The organism is Amycolatopsis rifamycinica (assembly GCF_000695625.1).
GTDB classification, from domain to species: Bacteria; Actinomycetota; Actinomycetes; order Mycobacteriales; family Pseudonocardiaceae; genus Amycolatopsis; species Amycolatopsis rifamycinica.
Map to the genome: position 1 here is coordinate 1 of NZ_JMQI01000015.1, position 21,661 is coordinate 21,661.

The 21,661-nt window shown below is 71.4% G+C and carries 21 protein-coding genes; 16 read left to right on the top strand and 5 right to left on the bottom strand.

Annotated features, from left to right (window positions below; translation table 11 throughout):
• Positions 1–96: 96 nt before the first annotated feature.
• Positions 97–795, bottom strand: a complete 699-nt coding sequence (locus DV20_RS07825) for a hypothetical protein (RefSeq protein ID WP_051735832.1) — start codon at positions 793–795, stop codon at positions 97–99.
• A 216-nt stretch (positions 796–1,011) separates the two neighbouring features.
• Complete coding sequence (locus tag DV20_RS07830; RefSeq protein ID WP_043777847.1) at positions 1,012–1,839, bottom strand: SDR family oxidoreductase; 828 nt, start codon at positions 1,837–1,839, stop codon at positions 1,012–1,014.
• An 81-nt stretch (positions 1,840–1,920) separates the two neighbouring features.
• Here DV20_RS07830 and DV20_RS07835 point away from each other — a divergent pair, with 81 nt between their 5' ends.
• Positions 1,921–2,910, top strand: coding sequence for a helix-turn-helix transcriptional regulator (locus DV20_RS07835; RefSeq protein ID WP_051735833.1), 990 nt, complete (start codon positions 1,921–1,923; stop codon positions 2,908–2,910).
• A gap of 45 nt (positions 2,911–2,955) precedes the next feature.
• On the opposite strand, the gene DV20_RS07840 is transcribed toward DV20_RS07835, so the two are convergent.
• Positions 2,956–3,672: a hypothetical protein gene (locus tag DV20_RS07840; protein ID WP_152603648.1), complete on the bottom strand. Its 717-nt coding sequence runs from the start codon at positions 3,670–3,672 to the stop codon at positions 2,956–2,958.
• 122 nt (positions 3,673–3,794) lie between these two features.
• Between DV20_RS07840 and DV20_RS07845 the strand changes: the two genes are divergently transcribed.
• Entirely contained in the window at positions 3,795–4,517 is a 723-nt protein-coding gene (locus DV20_RS07845) for a TetR/AcrR family transcriptional regulator C-terminal domain-containing protein (RefSeq protein ID WP_051735834.1), read from the top strand.
• An 18-nt stretch (positions 4,518–4,535) separates the two neighbouring features.
• Here DV20_RS07845 and DV20_RS07850 read toward each other — a convergent pair whose 3' ends face one another.
• Positions 4,536–5,888, bottom strand: a complete 1,353-nt coding sequence (locus tag DV20_RS07850; RefSeq protein WP_051735835.1) for an APC family permease — start codon at positions 5,886–5,888, stop codon at positions 4,536–4,538.
• Between the two features lie 514 nt (positions 5,889–6,402).
• Positions 6,403–6,993: a TetR/AcrR family transcriptional regulator gene (locus tag DV20_RS07855; RefSeq protein ID WP_043777848.1), complete on the bottom strand. Its 591-nt coding sequence runs from the start codon at positions 6,991–6,993 to the stop codon at positions 6,403–6,405.
• An 84-nt stretch (positions 6,994–7,077) separates the two neighbouring features.
• Between DV20_RS07855 and DV20_RS07860 the strand changes: the two genes are divergently transcribed.
• The 14 genes from DV20_RS07860 to DV20_RS07925 all read left to right on the top strand — a co-directional run bounded on the left by DV20_RS07860 (position 7,078) and on the right by DV20_RS07925 (position 21,639).
• Entirely contained in the window at positions 7,078–8,304 is a 1,227-nt protein-coding gene (locus DV20_RS07860; protein ID WP_043777849.1) for a metal-dependent hydrolase family protein, read from the top strand.
• Positions 8,301–9,155: an alpha/beta hydrolase gene (locus tag DV20_RS07865; RefSeq protein ID WP_043777851.1), complete on the top strand. Its 855-nt coding sequence runs from the start codon at positions 8,301–8,303 to the stop codon at positions 9,153–9,155. Before DV20_RS07860 ends, DV20_RS07865 begins: the two co-directional genes overlap by 4 nt.
• Complete coding sequence (locus DV20_RS07870) at positions 9,145–10,446, top strand: NAD(P)/FAD-dependent oxidoreductase (protein ID WP_043777853.1); 1,302 nt, start codon at positions 9,145–9,147, stop codon at positions 10,444–10,446. Before DV20_RS07865 ends, DV20_RS07870 begins: the two co-directional genes overlap by 11 nt.
• Positions 10,447–10,570: 124 nt before the next feature.
• The gene (locus DV20_RS07875) at positions 10,571–11,461 is read left to right on the top strand and encodes an SAM-dependent methyltransferase (RefSeq protein ID WP_051735836.1); all 891 of its coding nucleotides are present in this window, start codon (positions 10,571–10,573) and stop codon (positions 11,459–11,461) included.
• A 368-nt stretch (positions 11,462–11,829) separates the two neighbouring features.
• Positions 11,830–13,374, top strand: a complete 1,545-nt coding sequence (locus tag DV20_RS07880; protein ID WP_043777854.1) for a DHA2 family efflux MFS transporter permease subunit — start codon at positions 11,830–11,832, stop codon at positions 13,372–13,374.
• 9 nt (positions 13,375–13,383) lie between these two features.
• Positions 13,384–14,499: a methyltransferase gene (locus tag DV20_RS07885; protein ID WP_043777856.1), complete on the top strand. Its 1,116-nt coding sequence runs from the start codon at positions 13,384–13,386 to the stop codon at positions 14,497–14,499.
• Between the two features lie 400 nt (positions 14,500–14,899).
• A complete protein-coding gene (locus DV20_RS07890) occupies positions 14,900–15,688 on the top strand; it encodes an AfsR/SARP family transcriptional regulator (RefSeq protein WP_051735837.1) in 789 nt (262 codons plus the stop codon).
• Positions 15,685–16,317 carry a VC0807 family protein gene (locus DV20_RS07895; RefSeq protein ID WP_152603649.1) on the top strand — a complete coding sequence of 211 codons (633 nt, stop codon included), beginning with the start codon at positions 15,685–15,687 and terminating at the stop codon, positions 16,315–16,317. Before DV20_RS07890 ends, DV20_RS07895 begins: the two co-directional genes overlap by 4 nt.
• 41 nt (positions 16,318–16,358) lie before the next feature.
• Positions 16,359–17,954 (top strand): FAD-dependent monooxygenase, encoded by a 1,596-nt coding sequence (locus tag DV20_RS07900; RefSeq protein ID WP_043778042.1) that lies wholly within the window; start codon positions 16,359–16,361, stop codon positions 17,952–17,954.
• Positions 17,955–17,965: 11 nt separating this feature from the next.
• Positions 17,966–18,289: an antibiotic biosynthesis monooxygenase family protein gene (locus DV20_RS07905; protein WP_043777860.1), complete on the top strand. Its 324-nt coding sequence runs from the start codon at positions 17,966–17,968 to the stop codon at positions 18,287–18,289.
• A gap of 158 nt (positions 18,290–18,447) precedes the next feature.
• The gene (locus DV20_RS07910; protein ID WP_043777861.1) at positions 18,448–18,774 is read left to right on the top strand and encodes a TcmI family type II polyketide cyclase; all 327 of its coding nucleotides are present in this window, start codon (positions 18,448–18,450) and stop codon (positions 18,772–18,774) included.
• A complete protein-coding gene (locus DV20_RS07915; protein WP_235190734.1) occupies positions 18,771–19,187 on the top strand; it encodes a cupin domain-containing protein in 417 nt (138 codons plus the stop codon). Before DV20_RS07910 ends, DV20_RS07915 begins: the two co-directional genes overlap by 4 nt.
• Positions 19,184–20,440 carry a beta-ketoacyl-[acyl-carrier-protein] synthase family protein gene (locus tag DV20_RS07920; protein WP_235190735.1) on the top strand — a complete coding sequence of 419 codons (1,257 nt, stop codon included), beginning with the start codon at positions 19,184–19,186 and terminating at the stop codon, positions 20,438–20,440. The genes DV20_RS07915 and DV20_RS07920 overlap by 4 nt, the downstream gene beginning before the upstream one ends.
• Complete coding sequence (locus DV20_RS07925; protein ID WP_043777863.1) at positions 20,437–21,639, top strand: ketosynthase chain-length factor; 1,203 nt, start codon at positions 20,437–20,439, stop codon at positions 21,637–21,639. Before DV20_RS07920 ends, DV20_RS07925 begins: the two co-directional genes overlap by 4 nt.
• Positions 21,640–21,661: the final 22 nt, after the last annotated feature.

Below are 21,661 nucleotides of genomic sequence, written 5' to 3' on the forward strand. Positions count from 1 at the left end.
CGACCGAGCCGTTGTCCTGTGGAACACCGTTGCCGGGGTGCCACAGACCGCCGCGCCCGGCTCGGGTGCGCCGTCCCTGCCGCCGGGTGGACGGTGCTACAAGCGCTGCAGCACGAGTGTTGCGGCCTCCGAGTCCTGCACGCTGTCCGCGTTGATCCAGACCTGCTGGGCGCCGTCACCCTCCAGTTTGGACTGGAAGGTGGCCCCGCCGCTCGTCTCGATCGTGAACATCTTCTCGGCCTCACCGATGCCCTGGATCCGGTGGGCCGGATCGCTGATCTTGTTGACCACCGTCACCTGGGCGAACGACTCGGTGAAGCGGATGCAGGTGAACTCGTCGACATCGGATCTGATGGTGGTGGAGTACCAGCGCGCGGCCGGGACGCAGTAGAACCGCGTGAGCCGCTGGAACCGCTGCGCCTTGCCGTTGTCCGGCAGTTGCTGGTTGTGCAGACCGCCGCCGTCGATCGGCAGCTTGACACTGCAGATGAAGGCGGTGACCTGTGCTCGCGGGTTGTCCTGACCGACGGCGACGGAGATGTAGGCGGCATCGCCGCCGGAGAGGAAGCGGACCACCGCCGGGCCCTGATCCTGGGTGGTACCCGGGACCGTGACGGTCACCGGCTCGTGCCGGGGGTCGTTCGACCAGGTGACCGTGACTTCGGCGTCGCCGTCGGACATCGCCGAGTTGTAGAGGAAAACGCCGTACAGCTGGGTGTCGTCCAGCTCGCCGAGGGTGGCGGTGTCCCCTTGGCGAAGCGTGACGACCTGTCCCGCGGACCAGTCGATCGACATGGCTCTCCTTCGTTCGGACATCGGGGTTTTCACGACCGGCGGTGTGCTCCCACCGCCGTTGACCTTCGTCTTCGAGGCTATGGAGGTGGGGCGAGCACCTCATCAGGGAAATCCCTACAGCAACCCCGCGTCTTCCCGGCCCGGGCACAGATCCGTCACGCCGCCGCCCGGTCCGTCGATCATCCGATGTGGACGGTCGCTTCCCCGGTGCCCGGTTCAGTTCCAGAGACCCGCGGCGGCGGTTTCGGTGACGTAGTCCTCGAACGGCCTGGCGGCGCGGCCGAGGGCCCGTTCCACGTCGTCGGTGGCCTCGGCGGCCAAGCCGTCGCGGATCGCGACGAGGATGCCGGTGAGCAGCCGGGCGATCCCGGCCGGGATGCCGGCGGCGACCTGGTGCTCGATGTGGGCCTCGGGGGCGATGTCGGCATAGCGGATCGGGCGTCCGGTGGCCTTCCCGATGAGGTCCGCCGCCTCGGCGAAGCTGACGGCCCGCGGTCCGGTCAGCTGGTAGATTCGGCCCCGGTGGTGGTCTTCGGTGAGCGCCGCCGCGGCGACTTCGGCGATGTCCTCGGCGTCGACGAACGGCGTGCGCCCGGCCCCGGCAGGCAGGGACAGCGTCCCGGCGAGGATCCCCGGCAGCCAGGGGCCCTCGCTGAAGTTCTGCGCGAACCAGTCCGGTCGCAGGATGGTCCAGTCGAGTCCGGAGGCGCGCACGGCCTGTTCGGCGGCCTTGAGCGGATGGCGGTCATCGGCCTCGCCGACGCCACCGGCCGACAGGAGCACCAGCCGCCGCACCCCCGCGGCGACCGCTTCGGCCACGAACCTCGGAATGCGGTCCCCGCTCGCCCGCAGGTCCGGTTCCACGACGTAGGCGGCGTCGACGCCCTCGAGTGCCGGTGCCCAGGTCGGCGGATCCGCGAGGTCGAACGCGATGTCCCCGCCGGTGCGGGAAGCCGCGCGCACCGGCCGGCCGGCGGCGCGGAGGCGCCGGGTGATGCGGCGACCGGTCTTCCCGGTGCCGCCGACGATGAGGATGTTCTGCATGCCGGACAGCCAACTCCCCGGCTCGCGGACGATCCATGGGAGTTCGTCGAGGATGGCTTTGCGATCGTCTACGGTGGGCGGGTGGACGTGCTGAGCGATCTGCTGGTCCGGGCCCGCGCCGGCAACACGCGGGTCCGGCAGCTGATCCAGCGGCCACCGTGGTCGGTGACCTATGCCGATCCGCCGCCGCTGACCGTCGTGGCCACGCTCGGCGGGTCCGCTTCGGCCCGGTTCGACGACGCCGGTGCCGCGGCGGTGCGGCTGGCCCCGGCAGACATCGCCCTCGTCAAAGGACCCGGCCGGCACACGATCGCCGACGACCCGTCCACGCCGCCCGGGTTCGTGATCCACCGGGGGAGGAAGCACTTCCCCGGCGGAGGCGAGGTGGCGGCGCAGGCCCAACGGATTTCGGCACCCCGCACCTACGGCGACAGCTTGCCCGGGGCGACCGTCATGCTGCGCGGCGCCTACGAACTCCACGGCGACGCCGGTTCCCGGCTGCTGGACATGCTCCCACCGCTGGCGGTCGTGCCCGCCGGGCCGCGGACCCAGCCGGCACTGGATCTGCTCGCCGCCGAGATCGCGCGCGACGAACCCGGCCAGGACGCCGTCCTCGCCCGATTGCTGGACCTGGTGCTCGTCCTGGCCTTGCGCGCCTGGTGCGCCGGACCGCAGGCAGTGCTCCCCGCCTGGTACCGGGCGGCGGAAGATCCCGCCGTCGGCGACGCGCTGCGCCTGATGCACGACGATCCCGCCCGCCGGTGGACAGTCGCCGCGCTGGCCACCGAGGTCGGCATGTCCCGCGCCGCCTTCGCGGCCCGCTTCACCAGCTTGGCCGGCCAGCCACCGCTCACCTACCTCACCGGCTGGCGGATGACGTTGGCGGCGGATCTGCTCCGGGACACCGACGCGACCGTCGCCACCGTGGCCCGCACGGTCGGCTACGACGACGCCTTCGCGTTCAGCGTCGCCTTCAAACGCGCCCGCGGCACCAGCCCTTCGGTCTGGCGCCGCAAGTGCGTTGACACCTCCGCACCACGGGCCACGCGTCCCGGCTCGGAGCCGGGATAGCGACGATGGCCCCACCCAGCCGGCGAGCTCCCCCGTTCGCCGGCCTTACGCGGCGGCGTATTCCGCGGGGGAAGGCGTGCGGCCGTCGCCGGCGGTGATCGGTCGGGACCGCCACAGGGAGATGCCCAAGCCGATCAAGGCCACTCCGGTCGGAACGGCCAACGGGCGGTTGAACCATTCCGGCAGCACCGCGAGCGCGAGCGTGGCGACGGTGCCCGCCGCAAGGAGCGCCGAGGCCCACCGGGCGAGCACGCGCGCCCGGAACAGCGCGATGCCGAACAGGCATCCGCCCGCGAGGTAACCGACGGAGCTGACGACGATGACGGCCTGCATGGCGCCGATGCCGTGGGTCGCGGTGCCACCAAAAGCGACGGCGAGGACGTCGGCGACGTAGCCGGGCGCCGTACGCGCCAGAGCGGGCAGCACGGCGGCGGCGATGACCTCGGTGCTCATCATGAGCAGATAGCCGGCGGCGAACACCACGTAGCCGAGGAAGCCGAGGATTCCCGTCTGCCGGATCTGACGCAGGTACATGCCCGTGATGCCGGCGAGGGCCAGCGCGGCCATGAGCGCTTTCGCGGAGCTGCGCACGACCCAATCGGTGGTGGCGACCGCCGAGACGTCCATGGCCGGGTGGCCGATCTGGACCCCGATGAACAGCGTCCCCGCGATCGCGGCCGAGATCCCGGCGGCCCGCGAAAGCCACCCTGCTGTGGGCGTCAGGGGGAATCGGGTTCTGACGGGTTCTGGCGTCGCACTCATGCGCTGCTCCTTCGAGCGGTCCGGATGGTAGGTGTACGACGTACACCTTTACCCCGGCCAGTAAAGGCGTACTATGTACACCTGTCAAGACCGGACCGTCGGCCAGGAGGTGGAGCGCCCCCATGCCGGACACCGCCGAGACCACCGGCCGGGACCGGCTCAACCGCGCCAAGGTGCTGCGCGCCGCCGTCGAGCTGGCGGATGAGGGCGGCTTCGAGGCGCTGACGATGCGCAGGCTGGCGGCCGGGCTCGGGGTCGTGCCCATGGCGCTCTACAAGCACGTGGCCGACAAGCGCGAGCTCCTCGACGGCATGGTCGACCTGGTCTTCGCCGAAGCCGAGGTGCCCGTCGACGTCGACTGGCGCACCGCCATGCGAACACGCGCCTCGTCGATGCGGCAGGCGCTGCTCCGCCACCCGTGGGCGGTCGGCCGGATGGAGACGGGGACACCCGGGCCGGCGAACCTGCACCACCACAACGCCGTGATGCGGTGCCTCCGCCGTGACGCCGGCTTTCCCTTCCGCATGGCCGTGCACGCCTACAACCTGATGGACGCCTACGTCTACGGGTTCGCCCTCCAGGAGAAGACCCTGGCCGGCGACATCCCGGCCGAGGCGGCGCGCCGACGGGACACCGTCGTCGACCGGCAACCGTCGGGACTCGAGGACTACCCCTACCTGGCCGAGGTGGTCACGGAACTGGCGCAGACGGGATTCGCCTTCGCCGACGAGTTCGAATTCGGGCTCGACCTCATCCTCGACGGCCTCGACCGCCTGCGCCGGCACGCTCCGGCGTCCACCTCACCCACGCCCGAGGTCGAGCCGGACGCGGCACGCGGGGGGTAGGAGATCGGCAACCGCGGATCACCGGGGCGTCGCGTGGTCCCGGGTACCGGGATCGTCTTCACCGGTGTCCTCGGCGGCGCCGCGCGGCGTGTTGCGCGCCGACCGGGATCCCACCACGCCGAGCAGGACGGCGGCCGCGAGCAGGATGCCGCCACGCAACCAGACGCCGGCCTCGATCCGGGTGGCCAGCAGCACGCAAGACGCCAAACCGAGCACGGGGAGCACGGTGGGCGCGCGGAAGTGCGGGAGCGCTTGCCGGTCCCGTCGCAGCACCAGGACCGCGGTGTTCACCGCGGCGAACACGATGAGCAGCAGCAACACCAGCGTCGAGGCGAGGACGTCGATTTCACCGGTCAACGCGAGGACGAGCGAGAGCCCGCTGGTCACCACGATCGCGACCCAGGGCGTGCGCCGGCGGGGCAGCACCTTCGCCAGCACGGACGGCAGCAGGCGGTCACGGGCCATGCCGTACGCCAGCCGTGAAGACATGATGCCGGTGAGCAGAGCGCCGTTGGTCACCGCCACCAGTGCCACCACGCCGAACACCCACTGCGGTACCCCGCCGGCCACCCGCACGACCTCCAGGAGCGGGCCGCTGGAGGCCACCAGCCGTTCAAGGGGCACCACCGCCCCGGCGACCACGCCGACCAACAGGTACAACACCCCCGCGGTGGCCATCGCCCCGAACAAAGCACGGGGATAAGACCGGCGGGGGTCCTTCGTTTCCTCGGCCACGTTGACCGAGGTCTCGAAGCCCACGAACGCGTAGTACGCCAGCACGACCCCGGCGAGCACCGCGGCGACCGGACCGTGCTGGGCGGTGCCGATATCGGTCAGCCGGTCGAGATCGGCGTCCCCACGCAGGATCACCCACGCGCCGAGCCCGACCACCAGTACCAGACCGCCCGCCTCGACCAAGGTGGCCAGCATGTTGGCCCGCAGCGAGTCCTTGATACCGCGAGCGTTGAGCAGGCCCAGCGCGAGCAGGAAGACGACGACCACCAGCACGGTCGGCAACTGGACGAACTGCCGCAGGTAGTCACCGGCGAAGCCGCGGGCCAACGCGGCCACCGAGACGATCCCGGCCGCCAGCATGCAGAACCCGACCACGAATCCGGCGAACGGGCCGAACGCGCGGTGGGCATAGTGTGCTGCGCCGCCCGCTCGCGGATATTTCGTCGCCAGCTCAGCGTACGAAGCCGCGGTGAGCACGGCCAGTACCAGCGCAACGATCAGTGGCAGCCACACCGCGCTGCCGGACGCGCCGGCGATCTGCCCGATCAGTACGTAGATCCCCGCGCCGAGCACATCACCCACGATGAACAAGTACAGCAACGGAGTGGTGACCTCGCGCGCCAACGGTTCGCTCATGGCTCAAGTGTCCGGTGACGTCGGTTCCCGCGCTGGCTGGCGCCACGCCGCTCGGGAAACAGAGCTCCTTCGACCAGTTTTCTCCTTGGCGTCCGCTGATCGCGCTGCCCGTCGCTGGTGCTCCATACGGTGTAGCCGGCAAGCGCTGTCACGCGGCTCGGGTGAAGAGAAGAAAACGGGACTGCGAGGGGAGAACGGGCGGCTTGGGTGATCGGGCTGCGCGAGGCCGCGATCCGGCTGAGTGTGCACCAGCTCGGGCAACACCGTCGCCGGCGCGTGAGCACGCTGGTGGCGCTTTCGCTGGCCGCCGGGTTCAACGTGGGCAGGGCCCCGCACCGCCGGCGTGCCGCACCGTGCGCCTGAGCAGACCCGGCGCTCGCGCTCACCGTCCATCGGGCTGATGCTCCTCCCCGCCGGGTCGCCACCAGCCGGGGTGACCGCCGACGCGGCGTCCCGGCCGCTCCCGGTGTTGCCGGACATCCGCACCTGCCGCCGGTCGCGCACCCACGCCCGGTCATGCCGACGACCGGGGAACGGATCGGCCCTTCCTCATCCGCAGGATCATGGCGACCGCCTCCTCCGAAAGAGCTGCCGGCGTCAGCACCTCCTGCAGGAGCAGGCCACGCATCGCGGCCACGGTGACGGTGGCCAAAGTCAGCGCCTCCTCGGCGCCGAGTCCTTCGCGTTCCGCGAGCGAGGCCAGCATCTTGGTCAGGTCGTCGAGCGAGTCGATGAACTCGCGGAAGTCCTCCGGGCTGTACGCGGCCAGTCCTACGACATGGAAGAAGCCACGGACCCGCGACAGCTGCTCCGGGCGGGTGTAGGTCCGCCAGATCGCCACGACGAGGTCGTCGAAGGTGCCTTGCCCGGCGGCCTCGAGCAGTGCCTCGTTGTCGCGGGATCGCTGCGCCTTGAGCATGGCCGCCAGGACGCCCGGGAGCGACCCGAAGTGGTACCGCAGGAGGGCGTGGCTGGTCTCGGCCCTGGCGGCGATCTCGCGGAGCGATACCTCCGGTGCGGGCAGGACTTCCCCGAAGGCGTCGAGGAGCCGGGCCAGGAGACGCTCGCGGGCGTCGCCGTTGCGTTCCGTGCTTGACAGGATCACTCCCACAGTTTATCCATTGGAAAAGAGCTGGCTACGCCGTGTCGCTCACATGGTCGCAGCCGGCCCCAGTGGAGGGAACGACTCGTGGAACGGTTCCAGGTGGTCGGCGCGACGGTCGTCGACGGATCGGGTCGCGACCCGGCCGACGTCGACGTCGGCGTCGAAGACGGGCGGATCACCCGGATCGGTGCCTCCGGCGCACGCGGCGAGCGCCTCGATGCCGGCGGCCTGACGATGACGCCCGGCCTGATCGACGCGCACGTCCACTTAGGCCTGTCCAGCCCGATCCAGCCACAGTTTTCGTTCCGGATCAGCGCCGCCGAGCTCGCGGCGGACATCTTCGCCGCGGCCGGCGCGACGCTCGACGCCGGCTTCACCACCGTCCGGGACACCGGCGGGGTGGACGGCGGCCTCGTCACCACGATCGCGAAGGGCAAGGTCCGGGGCCCTCGCGTGCTGTCGTGCGGGCCGGTTCAGTGCCAGATCGGCGGGCACGGCTACTACGGAGCCGACTGGGAACCCACCGAGCTGTGGAACAGCCACCACCTGCCCGGCCTGTGCGCCCTGTCCATGATGTCCGGCAACGCGGACGAGCTGCGGCGCAATGTGCGCGAGGCCTTCCGCCGCGGAGCCTCCTTCCTGAAGCTCTGCGTGACCGGTGGCGTGGTCGGCGCGCACGACCGGCTGACCGACACGCAGTTCACCGTCGAGGAAATCGCCGTCGCCGTCCAGGAAGCCACGGCGCGCGGCACCTACGTGACGGTGCACGCCCACAACAACGACGGCATCCGGAACGCGGTCGAGGCCGGAGCGCGCTGTGTCGAGCACGGCACCGACCTCGACGAATCCACGGCCACCCTGATGGCCGGTCGCGACGTCGCCCTCGTGCCCACGTTCGCCGTCGTCGAGCAACTGCTGCACGACACCGCCGGAGCGGGCCTCGACGCATCGACCCGCGACCGGGTGCTGGGGGTTCGCGAGCGGATGACCGAGGCGCTCGCTGTCGCCAAGGAGGCCGGGGTGCGGATCGGGCTGGGTTCCGATCTCATCGGCCCGGCGCAGGACCGCCGAGGCGAAGAGCTCAGGCTGCGCGCGAAGCTCGAAACACCGATGGACGCCCTCGTGGCGGCCACTAAGACCAACGCCGGGATCCTCGGCCTGTCCGGGCAAGCCGGGGTCATCGCTCCCGGCGCGCAGGCCGACCTCGTGCTGTGGAACGGCAACCCGGTCGAAGACCCGGAGCTGTTCGCCGATCCCGCCAACGCCGTCCTCGTTCTCCAGGCCGGCCGAATCGTGAAGGACCTCCGATGAGCACCATGTGGCAGGGCTGCCTCGCCGACACCGGCTACTTCGAGCTGCGTTCCGGCAGCGGGCACGACTACGGCGTCTGGGTCACCGCACCACCGGGCTACGACCCCGCTACCACGCCAGCGCCTGCCGTCTACGTGCTCGACGGCAACTGGGCCGTGGGCATGACGGCTCCGCTCATCGTCACCCAGAACGACCCCATGCAGCAGATCCGGCCCTACATCCAGGTCAGCGTCGGCTACGCGGGCGAGGACGCCCAGCACTGGGCCCGGCTGCGCAACCGGGACCTCGTGCCACCCGGCGAGCCCATCGCCCGGGAGTTCGTCGACGCCGTGGAGACGGGAGTCCGCTCGGGCGCGATGACCCGCGAGGAAGCCGACGCCTACCTCGCCGAATTGAAGGAAACCCACGCCGACGCGTTCCTGGCCTTCCTCACCGCGGAGCTGCACCCGCGGATCGAACGCGACTACGGCACGGCCGCGAGCGGCCACGGCCTCTTCGGCTACTCCTACGGCGGGCTCTTCGCCCTCTACACCTGGCTCACCGGCAGCACGCTCTTCGAAAGCATCGGAGCGGGCAGCCCCGGTGTCGTCGGTGAGGACAGCCGGATCTTCGCGATGCTCGAAGAGAGGGAGGACAACCTGCCTGCCGCCAAGCTCCACCTGACGCTCAACGACCGGGAGCTGCTCGGAAACCTGCCCGTCTACCAGAACCTCACGAAGAACGCGGCCACCGTCCTGCACCGCCTGACCGCCCGCGGCGGCGCCGTCACCAGCGCGGTCCTGCGCGAAACGCACGTCACCGGCCTGCAGGCCTCGTTCCTCAGCTACCTCAGGACCTGCCGTGCCCGGTAAGCGCTCGGGTGCCGGCGTGGTGGTCGTGATCGGAGCGGGGGTGATCGGTTCGTCGATCGCCCTCGAGCTCGCCCGGGCGGGCCACCGGGTGATCGTGCTCGATCGGGCTCCGGGAGCGGGACAGGGGTCGACCTCGGCGTCGAGTGCGATCGTCCGGTTCAACTTCTCCACCACCGCCGGGGTGGCGACGGCGTGGGAGGCGCACTTCGGCTGGCTCGACTGGGCCGGCCACCTCGGCCGCGATGTCGGCGACCTCGCGGAGTTCCGCAGGAGCGGGCTGGTCATGCTGGACGTCGAGGCGGCTCCGCGTGCGTCGTGGCTTCCGTTGTTCGACGAGATCGGTGTCCCCTACGAAGAATGGGACAGCGCCGCCTTGGCCGAGCGCGTTCCCGGTATCGACACCGGCCGCTATTGGCCGCCGAAGCGGCTCGACGACGAGGAATTCTGGGAGGACGCCGAGCACGCGCTCGGTGGCGTGTACACCCCGGACGCCGGTTACGTCTCGGACCCGGGCCTCGCCGCCGTGAACCTCGCCGCCGCGGCGTCGGCGTGCGGGGCGGACTTCCGGTTCCGCAGCACGGTGGCAGCGGTGGAGAAGACCGGCGGGCGCGTGACGTCGGTGCGGCTGCCGGACGGCACCCGGATTCCGTGCGCCGTCGTGGTCAACGCGGCCGGTCCGTGGTCGGGCGCGGTGAACCGGCTGGCCGGCGTGGGTTCCGGCTTCACGGTCGGCGTGCGGCCGATGCGGCAGGAAGTGGCGCACGTGCCGGTCCGGGAGGGCTACGGCGGGCCGGTGGTGGCGGACATGGATCTGGGCACCTACTTCCGCGGTGAGGCGGGAGGGGATCTGCTCGTCGGCGGAACGGAGCCGGAGTGTGATCCGCTGCAGTGGACCGACGACCCGGACACCGTCGGCATCCACCCGACGGCCGCGGTCTTCGAGGCCCAGGTGACGCGGGCCGCGCGGCGGTTGCCCGCGCTGGCGGTGCCCAACCGGCCGCGCGGCGTGGTCGGCGTTTACGACGTCGCCGACGATTGGACGCCGATCTACGACCGCACCGAACTCGACGGCTTCTACGTCGCGATCGGCACGAGCGGCAACCAGTTCAAGAACGCACCGGTCGTGGGGCAGCTGATGACGGAACTGATCAACCAGGTGGAGAACGGCGCCGACCACGACGCGGCGCCGGTCCGGTTCCGGGCCCCGCGCACCGGCCTGGAGATCGACCTGGGCGCGTTCTCCCGCAGGCGCAAGCGAAACACCGCGAACTCGGGCACGGTGCTGGGCTGAGCGGAACCTCGGCCGCGAGCACGACGCCTACGTCGACCACCGCCCCCGTGCTCCAACCAGGATCCAACCGGGCCCCGCGATACTCGCCCTCAAGTGCAGCCGCCACGGGGAAAGCAGGGGTGCTATGACTCAGACCAAGTTCGATGTGCCGGTGAGCGTCGGGCTGACGGCTTTCGCGGCCTGTTCGGCGCGGGCCGTCGAGGGGAGCCGGCCGGACCGGTTGATGGAGGACCCGTTCGCCGCCGCCTTCATCCACGGCGCGAAACTCGATACCGGGCTTCCCTTGACGGTCGGCGAGGTCGACCAGGAGTCGATGCTCTCGTCGCGCTTCGCCGGGGTGCGGACCCGGGTGTTCGACGATTTCCTGCGCGAAGCCGTCGACGACGGTGCCGACCAGGTCGTGATCCTCGCGGCCGGCCTCGACGCGCGGGCGTTCCGGATGCCGTGGACCGGCGGGATCGACGTCTACGAGGTCGACCACCCCGACGTCCTCGACTTCAAGGACGCGGTGCTCGGCGACCTCGGGGCCGAGCCGCCGTGCCGGCGGCACGTGGTGCGGGCCGATCTGGCCGGGGACTGGGGTTCGGCGCTGGCCGCCGCGGGGTTCGACCCGCGGCGCCGGACGGCGTGGACGGCCGAAGGCCTGCTGCCGTACCTGGGCGCCCGCGAGGAAGGGCACCTGCTGCGGACCATCGGCGCCCGCTCGCTGCCGGGCAGCCGGGTGTGCCTCGAGTACATGCCGCCGGACGTCGTCGCGACTTTCCGCGACCACCCGCGGCTGGAGGCCACGAGCGACACCCTCGGCGTGCCGATCCGGGAAATGTGGAACGCCGAACCGCGGGAGGACACCGCCGGGCTGCTGCGCGCGTCCGGCTGGCGCGTCGGCTTCCGGTCGCTCGGCGACTGCGCGCTTTCGCTGGGCACGCCGCTGGGGGACGAGTTCGCGACCCCCGGCGACGACTTCACCGACGGCATGGCGCGCTGCGGCTACCTGACCGGCGAGCTGACCCGCTGACGCGGCTCACGGAAGTGCGGGGCGTGGCCGGGGTTCCCGGCCACGCCCCACCGTCCCGTCTGTCCAAAATGGACACGTACTGTGACGGGCTTCACAGCGCGGGACGCGAGTTGCTCGCCCCGTCGCGGTGCTGCTACTGTTCGTGGCATGACGACTCCCGTGCACGCAGCAGTCATACTCTGACGCTGGTTCGCCGCCTTCCGGCGCAAGCGATCGGCTGACCACCCGCCGTCCTTGCCTTTTGTCGTACCCCGGAATCCGCGAACCATTCGTGCCTGTTCCGTCGATCGTGAACCAGTGCTTTCCGAAGACTCGTTCCTGTTCGCCGCGGCGCGTGGTTCCTTCATGCTCCCGTAGGAACGGACCTCATGCCTCACTCTGGACCCTCCGCGTCCGGCGACGTCACCGGCGCCGGCAAACTCGATCGCGACGTGCTCAAGGTCGCCGCCGTCGTCGTGCTCGGCTCGATCATGGCGATCCTCGACACGACCGTCGTCAACGTCGCCCTGCAAGAACTCACCGTCCGGTTCCAAACCTCCTTCGCCACCATCCAGTGGGTCTCCACCGGGTACATGCTCGCGCTGGCCGCGGTGATCCCGGTGACCGGCTGGGCGTCGGACCGCTTCGGCACCAAGCGCCTCTACCTCGTCGCGCTGTCGGTGTTCCTGCTCGGCTCGGTGCTCGCCGGGCTGTCGTGGAACATCGAGACCCTGATCGGCTTCCGTGTCCTGCAGGGGCTCGGCGGCGGCATGCTGATGCCCGCCGGGATGACTCTGCTCACCAGGGCGGCCGGGCCGCAGCGCGTCGGCCAGGTGATGGCGCTGCTCGGCGTGCCGATGCTGCTCGGCCCGATCGGCGGCCCGATCCTCGGCGGCTGGCTCGTCGACACCGTGTCCTGGCGCTGGATCTTCTTCATCAACGTCCCCATCGGACTGGTCGCGCTCGTGGCGACCACCGTGTTCCTCCCCCAGGACGAGCCGGAGCGGGCCGACCGCTTCGACTTCCCCGGCATGCTCATGCTTTCGCCCGGGTTGGCCCTCCTGCTCTACGGCGTGGCGAACGTGCCGGGCGCGGGCGGCGTGAGCCGGCCGGAGGTGTGGCTGCCCGCCGGGCTGGGCGCCGTCCTGGTCGCCGGGTTCGTCCTGCGGGCCACCCGGATCCCGAACCCCCTGATCGACCTGGGCCTGTTCCGCGACCGGACGTTCTCGGTGGCCGTGCTGGCGATGGCGTTCTTCTCGGTGTCGTTCTTCGGCGTGATGCTGCTGTTCCCCAGCTACTTCTTGCTGGTGCGCGGCGAATCGGCCCTCTCCGCGGGGCTTTTGATGGCGCCGCAGGGAATCGGCGCGATGCTCACCATGCCCGTCGCCGGCAAGCTCGCCGACCGGATCGGCCCCGGCAGGGTGATCCTGCCCGGCATCGTCGCCATCGCCGCGGGCCTGGCGCTGTTCGCCGGCGTCGGCGCCGGGACGGCGTACTGGCAGCTGCTGGCCGCGTTGTTCGTCGTGGGCCTCGGCGTGGGGGCCGCCATGATGCCGATCATGGTCGCCGCGCTGCGGACGTTGCGGCACCGGGAGGTCGCCCGGGCTTCCACGGCGACGAACATCATCCAGCAGATGTCCGGGGCCATCGGCTCGGCGGTCATGTCGATCATCCTCGCCGGCGTGCTCGCGGCGAAGTTCGGCGTGCCGACCAGCCAGGGACAGCTGGCCGCGGGCGCCGCGCTCGCCGATCCGGCGACCCACGACGCCGCCGCGGCGGCCGCCGCCGACTCCTTCGGCACGGCGTTCACCTGGGGGCTCGTCTTCATGGTGGTCTCGGCGGTTCCGGCCGCCCTGCTCCTGCGGAAGGCGCCGCTCCGTGATGAACTCGTTCCCGACGTGGTGGACGTGCCCGTCGGGAAAACCGTGGTCTAGGGAGAAATCATGTTCGTCCGCTGGGTCGAGGGCGGCGAGGAGCTGACCGCCGAGTGGCGGTCGGAGAACAACGCGCCGCCGCCGGCCGAGATCGTCGTCGCCGACGACGACCTCGCCGCCGACGAGGCCTACCGCCTGGCCGTCGACGGCAAGGCCGTGTTGTGGCGCGGGGACTTCCAGAACGCGCGGCAGCTGCTGAAGGCGGTCGACCGGAGGATCCAGCGGGCGGGCAAGCGACGTCCGGCCAAGAACGCCACCGAGGCGTTCCACCTGCACCGCCAGCGGCAGGCCCGGCAGGCCCAGCTGCTGGGCAGGCTGCTCGTGCCCGTCGACCCCGGGCACGTCGTCCCCCTGCGCCGGGCGCCCGACGTGCGGGAGGCGTGCGCGGAGGCCTACGGCCCGGCGGAGGGACCGTCGGTCGTGTCGCTGCGCGAGCTGCTCGGCGTGATCGGCGCGCACGAGTGGCGGCGCAAGGGTGTCGAGGTGCCCGGGCTCGGCGCCCGGATCCACCCGCACTACGGGGTGTTCTCCCCGGCCCGCGGCGAGTACGTCGACCTCGTGGCGGCGGCGCCGCTCCCCTCGACCCGGCTCGCCTTCGACATCGGGACCGGCTCCGGCGTGCTCGCCGCGGTGCTGCTCGCCCGCGGGGTGCAGTCCGTCGTGGCCACGGACCTGGACCAGCGGGCACTGGACTGCGCGCGGGACAACCTCGACCGGCTGGGGTTCGCCGATCGCGTGCGGTTCGTGCGGACGGACCTGTTCCCGCCCGGCGAAGCACCCCTGGTCGTCTGCAACCCGCCGTGGCTGCCGGCCAAGCCGACCTCGCCGATCGAGCACGCGGTGTACGACCCGGGCAGCCGGATGCTCCGGGGCTACCTGGACCGGCTGCGCAAGCACCTCGAGCCCGGCGGCGAGGGGTGGCTGGTGCTGTCGGACCTGGCCGAGCACCTCGGGTTGCGGTCCCGCGCCGAACTCCTCGAGGCGATCGACGCGGCCGGGCTGACGGTGGCCGGGAAAACGGACACGCGGCCGCGCCACCCGCGTGCGTCCGATCCGGACGATCCGCTGCACGCCGCACGCGCGGCCGAAGTCACCTCACTCTGGCGGCTCACCGTTCACCACTGAACGGCAACACGAGGACCACCGAAATCGACGCGCTTACCCGGCCACGACAAAGAAAGGCGGGTGTGACACCCGACAATAACCTGCTGCACCTCGAGCCGAGTTGGTTCACCCCATCGGGCGATGGCACGCGAATGGTTACCGCGTAACGTTGAAACAGACGGCGCGGTGGGGGAATTACGTTCGCGCGGATCTCCTCCTACGCGTTAATCGCAGCGATGGGGGTATATTCGTCATGCAAAAAAGTTTTGCCACTAGCGTTTGCCGGACGTATTCGGCCGCGCGCGGGCGAGGCCGAACCATTCTGCCCGGTCCACAGTCGACAGACGCGTCCCCGGCCGGTGCCTCCGCACGCGCTCCTCGGACACTGCGCTTCGAACTGCTCGGTCCGCTCGCCCTGAAAGTGGGCGACGTCGACTTCACCCCGACCGCGCCGCGCCTGCGTGCGGTGCTGTCACTGCTGGTGCTCAACGCCAACCGGGTCGTCCCGACCTCGGTGTTCCTCGACGAACTCTGGGACGGCGCGGCGCCGCCGAGTGCGCGGGGCACCCTCCAGACGTACGTGTTCCACCTGCGCAAGCTGTTCGAGCAGGCGCTGGGCGAGTCGTCCAAGCACGTGATGAGTGAAGTGCTCGTCACGCACATGGACGGCTACCTGATCCGCGTCGGGGACGGCCAGTTCGACGTGCACGAGTTCGAGTGCCTCGTCGACCGGGGCGCCTTCGAGCTGGCCGACGGCGCGCCGGAGGAGGCGTCGGCCACGCTGCGGCGCGCGCTCGACCTGTGGCGCGGTCCGATCAGCGTCGACTGGTCGGCCGGGACCAAGGCCCGCGCGCACGCCGCCCGGCTCGACGAGCTGCACTACCGCGCCCAGCTGCTGTTCATCGAGGCCAACCTCTGCGCGGGCCGGCACCGCGAGGTGGTCGGCGAACTCGCGTCCCTGCAGGTGGAAGAGCCGTCGCAGCAGACCGTCCACGCGATGTTCATGATCGCCCTGCACCGCAGCGACCGCACGTCCGGGGCGCTGTCGGTGTTCCGCCGGCTCGCCGAGCGGATGCGGGAGGACCTCGGGCTCCGGCCGTCCGGGCGGCTGCAGTCGCTGCACCGGGCACTGCTCGCCGAAGACCCGCTGCTCGACGACCGGCGCCTGCGGATCGAGCCACTCCTCGATCAGCTCGCCGCGAAGTGGTGAGCCGCGGCTCCTCGCTGCCGCGGGTGGGCAAGGTGGTGCTCGTCGACGTCGGGCTCCCGTACGCGGTCTACCTGGCGCTCAGCCGGCTGGGGGTCTCCCCCGTGCTCGCCCTCGTCGTCGCGGGCGGGGTGTCCCTGGTCCGGGTCGCGGTCGGCTACGTCGCCGAGCGCACGGTCAGCGCGCTGTCCGTGCTGGTCCTGGTGCGCTTCGGGCTGGGCGTGCTGCTGGGTCTCCTGTCCGGGGACGCGCGCGTCGTGCTGATCAAGGATTCCCTGGTGACCGCGTCGGTGGGGCTGGCCGCGCTGGTCTCCCTGTTCCTGGCCCGCCCGCTGACCTATTACATCCGGCGCGATTTCAATGGCGACAGAAATGCCGGAGAAGAATCCTGGACACACTCCACCGAATTCCGCCGGACGAACCGGGTGACCACCGGGGCGTGGACAGCGGGATTGCTGGCCGAGTCGGCGGCCAGAATCGGCGTGGCGTTCTGGACGCCGCTCGACATAGCCACACTGGCGTGCCCGGCAATCGGGGCGTGCTCGATTCTCGTGCTCATCGCGTGGACCCAGTGGTACGGCCACGCGGCGCGGCCCACCGTCGACGCCGAGCTCGCCGCCGTCCGGTCCTGACCGTTTCCCGCGGTCGCGAACCGCGAACCATGGAGTTGATCATGACGTATGAGGAAACCCCCGTGCTGATCGTCGGTGGCGGGCTGACCGGCCTCGCCGCGGCGTTGTTCCTCGCCCAGCAGGGCGTCGGTTCGTACCTGGTCGAGAAGCACGAGACGACCACCGTGCTGACCCGGGCTTCCGGGATCAGCCCGCGCACGATGGAACTGCTCCGCAACGCGGGCCTGGCGCAGGTCGTCGCCGACCGCGGGCCCAAGCTCGTCCAGGGCGACCGCTGGCGCGAGCTGGGCCAGCCGAGCGACCAGATCCCGTGGGTCGTGCTGCGCGCCACGAGCGTCGCGGACATGGAGAACGCGGTCGTGATCGAGGAGCCGTCGCTCGACTTCGACGGGATCAGTCCCATGAAACCGCACTGGTGCGGGCAGGACCGGCTGGAGCCCATCCTGCGTGACGCGGCGGCCGCCCGGGGCGCCCGTATCCGGTTCGGGACACTGCTCGAATCGCTGGACCAGGACGACGACGGGGTCACGGCGGTGGTCGTCGAACGCGCCACGGGCGAACGCACGACGGTCCGGGCGAGGTACGCGATCGCGGCCGACGGCGTGGGCGGCGGCCTGCGCGAGCAGCTCGGCATCGGGCTCGAAGGGCACGGCGTCGTCGGCGCGGCGATGAGCGTGCTGTTCAAGGCCGACCTGAACCCGGCGATCCAGGGGCGCCGGTTCGTCATCTGCTACCTCGCCAACGAGCAGGCGCCCGGCGTGCTGCAGCTGTTCGACGAGGAGCGCTGGGTGTACGGGTTCTTCTACGACCCGCGCACGACCGATCCGGCCGGCCTCACCGAGCAGCGGTGCACCGAGCAGCTGCGGACCGCGCTCGGCCTGCCGGACCTCGAGATCGAGGTGGAGATGACGATGCCGTGGGTGATGTCCCACAACGTCGCCCGCGCCTACCGGTCCGGCCGGGTGTTCCTGGCCGGGGACGCGGCGCACGTCCACCCGCCGGCCGGGGCGTTCGGCGCCAACGGCGGCATCCAGGACGTGCACAACCTCGCGTGGAAGATCTCCGCCGTGCTGAGCGGCTGGGCCGGCGCCGGCCTGCTCGACACCTACGAGCGGGAACGCCGGCCGGTCGGCGCGGCCGTCGCGCGGCAAGCGTTGCTGCGGCACACCTTCCGCCTCGACAGCGGCGCCGGCGGCGAAGAACTGATCGACGCGGCCGTGGTGGGCAACGGTTACCGCTACACCTCCGCCGCGATCGAGGGCGACGAACACCCGTCCGCGGTCCCGCGCGAGTTCGACCTCACCGGCCGGCCCGGTTACCGGGTGCCCCACGTCTGGGTGCGCCCCGGCGTGTCCACAGTGGATCTCGCCGTGGACTCGTACGCGCTCCTGACCGGTCCCGGCGGCGCCGCCTGGACGGAGGCCGTGGACTCCCTGCCGGGCACCGTGCCGCTGAGCGTGCACGTCCTCGACAGCACCTTCACCGAGGCCGCGGAGCTCGCCACTGATGGCGCGCTGCTGGTGCGGCCGGACGGGTTCGTGGCCTGGCGCGGGGAGAACGCCCAGTCCGCGGGCAAGCTCGGGGACGTGCTGGCCCACACCCTCGACCGCGGCGAGAAGCCGGCCGGAAAGTACTGAGAGGACAGGACATGGGAAGCATCACCGCACCTTCGAACGTCTACACGCTGATCAACGTCTTCCCGGTCGAGCCCGATCGGCGGACCGAACTGTACGAGCACCTGGTCGAGGCGACCGAGAAACTGATCAAGCACCTGCCCGGCTTCGTTTCGGCGAACTTCCACCTGAGCCACGACGGCAAGCACGTCGTCAACTACGCCCAGTGGGAAAGCGAGCGGCACTTCCGGGCCATGCACGCGGATCCGCGGCTGAAGGCGCACTTCGACTTCTGCCGCGCCCTCTCGACCCCCCACTCGATCCCCTGCGACGTTTCGTCGGTGCACGAAACGACCTGATCGCGGGCGTACTCCCGGAAGCCGGTGCGCGGACCTGTGTCCGCGCACCGGCTTCTGTCCGTTGTGGACGGACCAGGCGGAAACCCGCTTACAACCGGACTCCAAGGACAAGAAGGGAAAGTAGAACCGGAGAGCAGCAGCCGACGCGAGGAGGAGCAGTGGCCTACCGGGCTCTGATGGTCCTGCGCATGGACCCCGACGACGCGGACCAAGTGGCCGCGGCGTTCGCCGAACACGACCGGACCAGCCTGCCGGGCGAACTCGGCGTCACCCGCCGGACGCTGTTCCGGTTCCACGACCTCTACTTCCACCTCATCGAGGCCGAGGACGACATCATGCCTTCCCTCCACGCCGCCCGCGGCAACCCGCACTTCCGGAAGGTCAACGACGAAGTCGGCCAGTACCTCACGCCGTACTCGGCCGACTGGAGCGAGCTCAAGGATTCGCAGGCGGAAGTCTTCTACAGCTGGGAGAACCCGCGGTGAACACACCCAAGGTGGCCCTCGCCGACGTCGCACCGAACCGCCGGCAGGGCGGGAGCACCCGCGCCCTGCTCACCCCGGTCTCGGTCGGGGCGACGTCCGGCTTCCTGGGCACGATCGACCTCGCCCCCGGCGAGTTCGTCGCCGAGCACTACCACCCGTACTCGGACAAGTACCTGTACCTGACCCGCGGCACGGTCCTCGTGGTGCTCAACGGCGAGGAGATCGAGCTGCGGGCGGACGAGGCGCTCCTGGTCACCCGGGGCACGCGCAACCGCATCGTCAACACCGGCGACGTCCCCGCGCGGGCGGTGTTCCAGATCTCCCCGCTGGCCCCGAAACCGGAGCTCGGGCACGTCGACACCGAGCCGGTCCCGTACCCGGACGCGGGTCCGCCCCGGGTCGGTGGGCTGTGACGGGCCGCCGGGTGGTGATCACCGGCATCGGCGTCCGCGCGCCGGGCGGCGTCGGCACGCCGGCCTTCTGGGACCTGCTGACCTCCGGCCGCACGGCGACGCGGACGATCTCGTCGTTCGACCCGGCGCCGTTCCGGTCGCGGATCGCCGCCGAGATCGACTTCGACCCGGTCGCCGAGGGGTTCACCGCCGAGCAGGCGGCCACCGCGGACCGCGCGGCACTGCTCGCCATCGCATCCGCCCGGGAGGCGCTGGCCGACAGCGGCGCCGGCCCGCTCGACCCCGAACGGACCGGGGTCAGCGTCGGCACCGCGGTCGGGGCGACGACGAGCCTGGACCGCGAGTACGCGCGGGTCAGCTCCCGCGGGGCGACGTGGCTCGTCGACCACACGCTCGCGGCGCGGAACCTGTTCGACCACTACGTCCCGAGCTCGATGGCCCGCGACGTCGCGTGGGAGGTCGGCGCCGAAGGGCCGGTGGCCGTGGTGTCGACCGGGTGCACGTCCGGTCTGGACGCCGTGGGCCACGCCGTGGAGCAGATCCGCGACGGCCGGGCCGAAGTGATGCTCGGCGGGGCGACGGAGGCCCCGATCTCCCCGATCACCGTGGCCTGTTTCGACGCCATCAAGGCCACCTCGGCGAACAACGCCGACCCGGCCGGCGCCTCACGGCCGTTCGACCGGGGCCGGGACGGGTTCGTGCTCGGCGAAGGCGCGGCCATGTTCGTCCTGGAGGAGCTGACCGCGGCCCGCCGCCGGGGCGCGCACGTCTACGCGGAGGTGTCCGGGTTCGCGACCCGGTGCAACGCCCACCACATGACCGGGCTGCGGCCGGACGGGCGGGAGCTGGCGAAAGCCGTCACCGTGGCGCTCGGCCAGGCGAAGCGGACGCCGGACGCGGTCGGCTACGTGAACGCGCACGGCTCGGGCACCAAGCAGAACGACCGGCACGAGACCGCCGCGTTCAAGCGGAGCCTCGGCGACCACGCCTACCGGGTCCCGGTCAGCTCCATCAAGTCCATGATCGGCCATTCGCTCGGCGCGATCGGCGCGATCGAGCTGGCCGCCTGCGCCCTGGCCATCGAGCACGGAGTCGTGCCGCCCACGGCGAACTACGCCGAGCCGGACCCCGACTGCGACCTCGACTACGTGCCGAACACCGCCCGGGCGGTGGCGCTGGACACCGTGCTCAGCGTGGGCAGCGGGTTCGGCGGCTTCCAGAGCGCCGCCGTGCTGACGAGGGCGGCCTCATGACGGCGGTGGTGACCGGCCTGGACGTCATCGCGGCCAACGGGACCGGTGTGGCGGAGTACTGGGAGGCGACGCTGGCCGGCCGCTCGGGGCTGGGGGTGATCAGCCGCTTCGACCCGGCCGGCTACCCGGTCCGGGTCGGCGGCGAGGTACGGGCGTTCGAGCCGCGGGACCACCTGCCCAGCCGGTTGCTCACGCAGACCGACCGGATGACCCAGCACGCGCTCGCGGTGACCGGCTGGGCGCTCGCGGACGCGGGCGTCGACCCGGCCGAGCTCGACGAGTACGCCATGGGCGTGGTGACCGCGAGCGGCTCCGGCGGGTTCGAGTTCGGCCAGCACGAACTGCAGAAGCTGTGGGGAACCGGGCCGGAGCGGGTCAGCGCCTACCAGTCGTTCGCCTGGTTCTACGCGGTGAACACGGGACAGCTCTCGATCCGCCACGGCATGCGGGGCCACAGCTCGGTCGTCGTCACCGAACAGGCGGGCGGGATCGACGCCGCCGCGCAGGGCGCGCGTCTGGTGGACGCGGGAACGCTGCGGCTCGCGGTCACCGGGGGCTTCGAGGCGTCCCTGTGCCCGTGGGGCCTGGTCGCGCAGATCCCCAGCGGGCTGCTCAGCACCGAGCCGGATCCGGCCCGGGCCTACCGGCCCTTCGACGGCGATGCGTCGGGGTGGGTGGCCGGCGAAGGAGGCGCGATCCTGGTCGTCGAAGAGGCCGGCGCCGCCCGGGCACGCGGCGTCGACCGCGTCTACGGCCGGATCGCCGGGTACACGGCCACGTTCGACCCGAAACCGGGGTCCGGCCGTCCGCCGGGGCTCGCCCGCGCCATCCGCGGCGCGCTGCGGCAGGCCGAGGTCGAGCCGTCGGAGGTGGACGTGGTGTTCGCCGACGCCGCCGGCATCCCGGCGTGGGACGAGGCCGAGGCGGCCGCACTGGCCGAGGTCTTCGGGCCCCGCGCGGTTCCGGTGACCGCGCCCAAGACGATGACCGGGCGGCTGTCCGCGGGCGCCGCGCTCGACGTGGCGACCGCGTTCCTCGCCCTCCGCGACGACGTGGTGCCGCCGTCGGTCGGCACCCGCGGATCGTCCGAAGTGGACCTCGTGGTGGACCGGCCGCGGGAACTGCCCGTGCGCACCGCGCTCGTCGTGGCCCGCGGGGCCGGCGGCTTCAATTCCGCGCTCGTCCTGTGCGAGCACTGACAACTCATCGCTCCGACCGGAG

What these genes read in the sequence shown, in the direction of transcription:
- DV20_RS07900 (WP_043778042.1), top strand. Translation starts at nt 16,359, where the DNA reads ATGACGTATGAGGAAACCCCCGTGCTGATCGTCGGTGGCGGGCTGACC.
- DV20_RS07905 (WP_043777860.1), top strand. Translation starts at nt 17,966, where the DNA reads ATGGGAAGCATCACCGCACCTTCGAACGTCTACACGCTGATCAACGTC.
- DV20_RS07845 (WP_051735834.1), top strand. Translation starts at nt 3,795, where the DNA reads ATGCCGGACACCGCCGAGACCACCGGCCGGGACCGGCTCAACCGCGCC.
- DV20_RS07840 (WP_152603648.1), bottom strand. Translation starts at nt 3,672, where the DNA reads ATGAGTGCGACGCCAGAACCCGTCAGAACCCGATTCCCCCTGACGCCC.
- DV20_RS07865 (WP_043777851.1), top strand. Translation starts at nt 8,301, where the DNA reads ATGAGCACCATGTGGCAGGGCTGCCTCGCCGACACCGGCTACTTCGAG.
- DV20_RS07850 (WP_051735835.1), bottom strand. Translation starts at nt 5,888, where the DNA reads ATGAGCGAACCGTTGGCGCGCGAGGTCACCACTCCGTTGCTGTACTTG.
- DV20_RS07825 (WP_051735832.1), bottom strand. Translation starts at nt 795, where the DNA reads ATGTCGATCGACTGGTCCGCGGGACAGGTCGTCACGCTTCGCCAAGGG.
- DV20_RS07875 (WP_051735836.1), top strand. Translation starts at nt 10,571, where the DNA reads ATGACTCAGACCAAGTTCGATGTGCCGGTGAGCGTCGGGCTGACGGCT.
- DV20_RS07925 (WP_043777863.1), top strand. Translation starts at nt 20,437, where the DNA reads ATGACGGCGGTGGTGACCGGCCTGGACGTCATCGCGGCCAACGGGACC.
- DV20_RS07880 (WP_043777854.1), top strand. Translation starts at nt 11,830, where the DNA reads ATGCCTCACTCTGGACCCTCCGCGTCCGGCGACGTCACCGGCGCCGGC.
- DV20_RS07830 (WP_043777847.1), bottom strand. Translation starts at nt 1,839, where the DNA reads ATGCAGAACATCCTCATCGTCGGCGGCACCGGGAAGACCGGTCGCCGC.
- DV20_RS07885 (WP_043777856.1), top strand. Translation starts at nt 13,384, where the DNA reads ATGTTCGTCCGCTGGGTCGAGGGCGGCGAGGAGCTGACCGCCGAGTGG.